This is a genomic window from Limnofasciculus baicalensis BBK-W-15, from assembly GCF_024178385.1.
In the GTDB taxonomy this organism is placed as follows: Bacteria; Cyanobacteriota; Cyanobacteriia; order Cyanobacteriales; family Coleofasciculaceae; genus Limnofasciculus; species Limnofasciculus baicalensis.
The window spans coordinates 1-4643 of the sequence record NZ_JAMZMM010000425.1 but is presented as its reverse complement, the minus strand read 5'-3'; the positions used below and the strand labels follow the sequence as shown (position 1 = coordinate 4643).

The window sequence follows — 4643 nt, the reverse complement described above, 5'->3', positions numbered from 1 at the left end:
CTTCCTTGTCTTCCTTGTCTTCCTTGTCTTCCTTGTCTTCCTTGTCTTCCTTGTCTTCCTATACCAAAAAACCCACACCAAAAAACCCATTCCCTAAGAAAACTTAGTCAGAAATCCCAATAATTTCTTACTAGTTGGTGTCAATAATGTGCGGCGATAAGCATCAGCCGCTTTTTTAATTCCTTCCGCCTGAGTTGGATAAGGATGAATAACACCACTCAACTTACTCAAGCCAACCTTACCCACAATTGCCGTAGTAATTTCACTAATCATCTCACCCGCATGACGGGCGACAATCGTACCGCCGACAATTTCATCCGAGCCTTTCTTGTGGTGAATTTTGACAAAACCCTCCTCTTCCCCATCTGCGATCGCACGATCTACACTACTAAAAGGAATCTTTATCGTATTCACCTCAATTCCCTTAGCCTGCGCTTCAGCTTCATACAAGCCCACATGAGCAATTTCGGGATCTGTATAAGTAGCCCAAGGCATGACTAAATTACTCAGTTTATACCTGCCCAATCCAAAAGGAGAAAACAAAGTATTCTTAATTACAATTCGCGCCGCCGCATCTGCCGCATGGGTGAATTTCCAATCCATACAAATATCACCAGCAGCATAAATATTAGGATTAGTAGTTTGTAAATAATCGTTCACAAATACACCCTTACGGGTATCATACTCCACCCCGACTGTCTCTAAATTCAACCCCTCCACATTCGGGGCACGCCCCGCACCCGCCAATATTTCATCAACTGTAACGGATTCTTCCTCCTCATTACCACAACTAAAATAGAGTGTTTTTCCTTCAGATGTCATTTCCACCCTATTCATTTTACATCCCAAAACTAAGCGAATCCCTTCCTTAATAAAGACATTTTGGACAATTTCTGCTCCATCTGCATCCTCTTTATTTAAAAGATGAGAACCCCGATGAAATAGCACAACCTCACACCCCAAACGATGGAAAGATTGGGCCAACTCGCAACCAATCGGTCCCCCACCAATTACCGCTAATCTCTGTGGTTTCTCTGTGAGAGAAAATACCGTTTCATTCGTTAAATAACCCGCATCTTCAATACCCTCAATCTGCGGACGAACAGCCCTAGCTCCACTAGCAATTACAGCTTTCTTAAACTGCAATATTTTATCCCCAACCTTGATTGTATTAGAAGTAGAAAAACTAGCACTACCTAAAAATACATCAACCCCAATATTTTGAAACCGCTGCGCCGAATCATGATGACTAATTCCCGCTCTTAACTTCCGCATCCGTGCCATCACAGCAGGAAAGTCTACTTCAATCTTTTCTGGAGTAATAATTCCAAATCTTCCAGCTTCTCGCATTTCTGCTACCACGCGAGAAGAACGAATTATACATTTAGAAGGTACGCAACCAACATTTAAACAATCTCCACCCATCAGATGCTTTTCAATTAATGCGACTTTCAAACCTAGCCCTAAACCTGCTGCACCTGCGGCTACTACTAATCCTGCCGTGCCAGCACCAATTACTACTAAATCGTAACAACTTGCAGGTTGAGGATTAACCCAATCTGGTGGATGGACATAGTTAATCAAAGTGCGATTATATTCGTCCATCGGTGGCATCGTAACTCTTTCTGTATTTGCCATGGTTGTTTGTTGTTTGTTGTTTGTTGTTTGTTGTTTGTTGTTTGTTGTTTGTTGGGCAATGGGCTTAATCTCCTAGTTAGTTTTTGATGATGTTATTGGTTATTTGTCATTATTTATTACTTCTCTAATTAGGTAGGTAAAGAAATATTTTTTTCACCATTCATCCTTCATCCTTCATCCTTCATCCTTCATCCTTCATCCTTCATCCTTCATCCTTAATCCTTCATCCTTCATCCTTAATCCTTAATCCTTCAGAAGAAACACTCTCATCTAAAGCTTTCTTAGCAATTTTAGTAACATAAACGGTTACCCCAACCGTAGCGATAAAACCAAGAATTCTAATCGCCCACTGTACCGCTGGATTACCAGGTTGAGAATCAGTGCCAACCATTGCCAGACTACCTGCCAAAGATCCCAAGTAAACATACATAATAGTACCCGGAATCATCCCAACTGAACCGAAAAAATAATCCTTAAGAGAAACTCCGGTTAAACCATAAGCATAATTTAAAAGATTGAAAGGAAATACGGGAGAGAGTCGGGTTAAGAGAACTATTTTAAATCCTTCTTTACCCACAGCTTCATCAATGGCTCGAAATTTATCATTACCTGCAATTTTATTAGCAACCCAACCCCTTGCCAAATAACGCCCGACTAAAAAAGCAGCAGTTGCGCCCAGTGTCGCACCAATCAAGACGTATAGGGAACCTAAAATAACACCAAAAACAACACCAGCGCCTAAAGTAACTATCGATCCTGGCAAAAAAGCCACCGTTGCGATAATATAGAGAGCAATAAACGCGATCGCACCAACTGCCCCCAAGTTTTGAATTGATAATAGGGCATTTCGTAACAATTCTTGAGGATTGAAACTTACACCATTGGTAGCTTCTTGTGCTAAAGCGGGCGCAACAGCAACAAGTAAGGTGGTGCTAACTGCTAGAAATATTAATCCAAATAACTGATACAGCTTATTCAGGTTTCTCCCCTGGGCTTGTGGCTTCCTTGTCTCCGTCATCAATTAATCTCCTTCCCTTCAATTTGAGAGCTATTATCTTATAATAGACACCTATTTTAGGTTTTATCTGCCATTGGGCAATCGGAAATGACTAGCAATCCTGTTTGGCTGCCACTTCACGATTACAATCGTCCCTTGATTTCCTGAAAATTAGCTGAGAATCTGACAAAAGTTATCTGAATAAATAGAGTTGTAGGATGAGGATTCCCCGATATAAACTGAAATGTCCACCCTGCCCTGGCGAGAGAGAAGGAATATCAGTGCTATCCTAGTCTATAGGAATGTAGCACCAATTAAAGTATGAAGTACAAAATTGCTATTTACCGATCGGAAGAAGGAATTAGCGTTTCTGTACCAGCCCTTCCCGGTTGTTGGTCCGAAGGGGATACAGAAGCAGAAGCATTAGTTAACATCCAAGATGCTATTCAAGAATACCTGGCAGCACTAGAGGATAGGTTGCAAGGTGTAGAAACTCGTGAAATTGAAGTGCTGGAGGTATAGTAAAGTAGCTATGCCTAAACTGGCTGGTATTAACCATCTTCAAGCAGTACGGGTTTTGGAAAAGGTAGGATTCAGAATTGTTCGACAAAGCAAGCATATTGTCATGAGTGATGGAGTTCGCCAAGTAACGATTCCCCGAAATAATCCGATTAAAGCTTTCACCATGGGCGGGATTATTCAAGATGCTGGATTAACTGTTGAAGAATTCCGCAAACTACTCTAACAGCAAATTAATGAAAATGATGAAATATGTGAAACAATTTAACCTGGTAATTGCGATTACCACTCTATTGCCAGTCTTAGTCTTAGTTGAAATAAAACCCTCAACATTCTCCTCCCGACTAGCTGGGTTTGTAGTGGGCGATTCATCGCCCATCCAACTATCTGGGCTTGTCATAGGCGATAAATCGCCTACTACGAACTTTTACTTACCTTTTTACCCGGTTTGTAGTGGGCGATTCATCGCCCTGAGTTTATCTCCATCAATGTAGCTCAGTGCCATCTTTGCGGAGTAAATAGCGATCGCTAATCAATTTCATCACTACTCTACCAATTTCTGGAGTAGTCCGTTCAACTAAAGGTTGTACTACCACACCTTCCATTATACACTCAGGACTGAGTACGCTATTGGCATTGTTAAATTGAGCCACAGCCTCCCAGCTATAAGCTCCTTGATACAGTACGGGCACTATCGGTAAATTGAACTCTTCACAAAAGCTGACAAATTCACCATAATCCAGAAATCTACCATTACTCTTGACCGCAAAAATAGCAATTCCTATCTTACCATTCTTCAGTCCATACTTAATATCCTGTACGCCATATATCTCGCCAAATATTTGCGTATTAGCTGGCAAATTATGCAAAACTGGATTCTGATTATATGCCCGAACATAAACCAAATCCTTATTCTTCTCAGTATTCTTCCAGAAATAATTGTGACTGCCCAAATGGATTGTACCATCCCCATCCACCACAACAGTCCAGCAAGTCCCATGTAACTTCTCAGTTACTACTACTTCCTCCCCTTCTTGCAAAATATCTTTATATCGCTTCAGGTTTTCTGGACTAGGAAACTTATACTGTCCAATATGGCTCTCCATATCCCCATTCATCCCTATGGGTATGGGATATTCATACTTAGTTACCCCAAAATGTTCGGTGTAATCATCACCCACATTTCCAGTAAAATTATCCCCCACAGGAATAAGTAATCCCTCAGAGAAAATACCCCGCAGTCTGGCAGCCCGCAATTTCTTGGAATAGTGAGGACGAATCCCAAATTTATCCAGATAATCTTCAGGAATAACACTATCAATCGGAAAATAAAATGCCAAATTTCCCGGTTGAAAACTACCCTTAGCGACGATAACTTGATAAGCCATTCCTGCCAAGGTAGCGATTTCCAATCTGTCAGCATTAGGGTGATTAATAATGCTGTTAATTTTGACGACTTCTACTTTAAATATGCTCATTGGTAATTAAT

General features: G+C 41.0%; 5 protein-coding genes. 2 read left to right on the top strand and 3 right to left on the bottom strand.

The genetic code is table 11. From position 1 onward, the window contains the following. Nucleotides 1–93: 93 nt before the first annotated feature. Nucleotides 94–1638, bottom strand: coding sequence for a mercuric reductase (locus NJ959_RS25885; protein ID WP_254014639.1), 1545 nt, complete (start codon nt 1636–1638; stop codon nt 94–96). Nucleotides 1639–1861: 223 nt separating this feature from the next. Next, nucleotides 1862–2656 (bottom strand): TVP38/TMEM64 family protein, encoded by a 795-nt coding sequence (locus NJ959_RS25880; RefSeq protein ID WP_254014638.1) that lies wholly within the window; start codon nt 2654–2656, stop codon nt 1862–1864. Between the two features lie 300 nt (nt 2657–2956). Here NJ959_RS25880 and NJ959_RS25875 point away from each other — a divergent pair, with 300 nt between their 5' ends. Then, nucleotides 2957–3157 carry a type II toxin-antitoxin system HicB family antitoxin gene (locus NJ959_RS25875; RefSeq protein ID WP_254014637.1) on the top strand — a complete coding sequence of 67 codons (201 nt, stop codon included), beginning with the start codon at nt 2957–2959 and terminating at the stop codon, nt 3155–3157. 10 nt (nt 3158–3167) lie between these two features. Next, nucleotides 3168–3380: a type II toxin-antitoxin system HicA family toxin gene (locus NJ959_RS25870; protein ID WP_254014636.1), complete on the top strand. Its 213-nt coding sequence runs from the start codon at nt 3168–3170 to the stop codon at nt 3378–3380. A 259-nt stretch (nt 3381–3639) separates the two neighbouring features. On the opposite strand, the gene NJ959_RS25865 is transcribed toward NJ959_RS25870, so the two are convergent. Continuing rightward, nucleotides 3640–4632: an RNA ligase (ATP) gene (locus NJ959_RS25865; RefSeq protein ID WP_254014635.1), complete on the bottom strand. Its 993-nt coding sequence runs from the start codon at nt 4630–4632 to the stop codon at nt 3640–3642. Nucleotides 4633–4643: the final 11 nt, after the last annotated feature.